Origin of the sequence: Streptomyces sp. NPDC059456, assembly GCF_042750055.1 — a bacterium.
Classification (GTDB): Bacteria; Actinomycetota; Actinomycetes; order Streptomycetales; family Streptomycetaceae; genus Streptomyces.
On record NZ_JBHYVA010001140.1, the window covers coordinates 1 to 1238 of the forward strand.

1 protein-coding gene is annotated in these 1238 nt (G+C 78.7%); it reads right to left on the minus strand.

Annotated features, from left to right (window positions below; all coding sequences use genetic code 11):
• Window positions 1-150: 150 nt before the first annotated feature.
• On the minus strand, window positions 151-1238 hold a 1088-nt coding region (locus ACFXA3_RS42785; RefSeq protein ID WP_385197000.1), incomplete at its 5' end, for an aminotransferase class I/II-fold pyridoxal phosphate-dependent enzyme.

A 1238-nucleotide genomic window follows, 5' to 3' on the forward strand; every position in this document is an offset into this window, starting at 1 on the left:
GTCGCGGGCCGGCGCGGCGCGGTCGGGGCGGGCGGGTTCCGGGGCCGGAGCCGGCCTCCGGCCGGGGGCCGCCAGGTCGGGGGGTTGCGTCTGGTCCCTCATCTGGAACTCTCCGTTCACCGCACTGCGGGTTGCCGTCAGGAGGTCAGGTCAGGTCAGCCCGGCCAGGACCGATCCGAGGAGGTCCAGGGAGCGTCGTACGTGCGGGAGGACGAGGGGGTCGCGCACGGTCAGCGCGGCGAGCCGCTCCTGCGGGGTGGCGCCGAGCAGCGGACCGGTGGACAGGCGCACCCGCAGCGCGCCCAGTTCGTCCGCGAAGCGCTGTCCGCCGGGGGTGGGGGTGCCGAGCCGGCCGCCGAGGTAGTCCTCCAGTTCCATCGCGTCGCGGACCCCCTGCCGGGCCAGGCCGGCGCGCAGCGGGCCCAGGTCGGCGTACACGTGGCGGCCGGCCTGGGGCGGCCGGGCGAGCGCGCCGGCGGCGAGCAGTTCCCGGTGTGCTGCGGCGGCGACCACCCCGTGCAGTGCGGCCGCGGCGTAGGCGCGGCCGGCGACGGCGTCGGGCTCGTCGAGCGCGTGCGCGGCGGCCGCGGCGACGGGGCCCGCGACCGTGGCGCCGGTCGCGGTGAGGACGTCGAGGGTGCGGGCCCGCAGCCAGGTGCCGCGCGGGGTTCCGGGGAAGCGGACCACTGCGGCGGGCCACCCGGCGGGCAGCAGCGCGCCGGACAGGTCGAGCAGTACCGCGGCCTGGTCGGGCAGCATCTCGGCCGGGCTCAGCACGAGGGTGTCGTGCGGCCGGTGGACGGTGTCGCGCCAGCTCTCGTCGCTGACGACGAACAGCCCGGCGTCCCCCGCCGCCTCGCAGGCCTCGCGCAGCATTTCGGGCGGCGGCACGGTCGCCGTCGGGTCGTCGGCGACCGACAGGATCAGCATGCGCGGGTCGCCGCCCTCGGCCCGCACCCGCCGTACGGTTTCCAGCAGGGCGTACGGGTCCGGAATGCCGCCGCATTCGGCGGGGGTCGGCACGTGGTAGGCCCGCCGTCCCAGCAGCCGGACCTGCGGGGTCCACCAGGCGGGACACGGCCGGGGCAGCATCACGTCGCCCCCGTACGCGCCGAGCAGCGCCAGCAGCAGGGCGGGCCCGCCGGGCCCGGCGGCCACGTTCTCCGGATCGGTGGGGAGACCGCGCCTGCCCCAGTGCCGGCAGGCGGCCTCGCGTACGGGCCGCCCGCCGCCGGCGG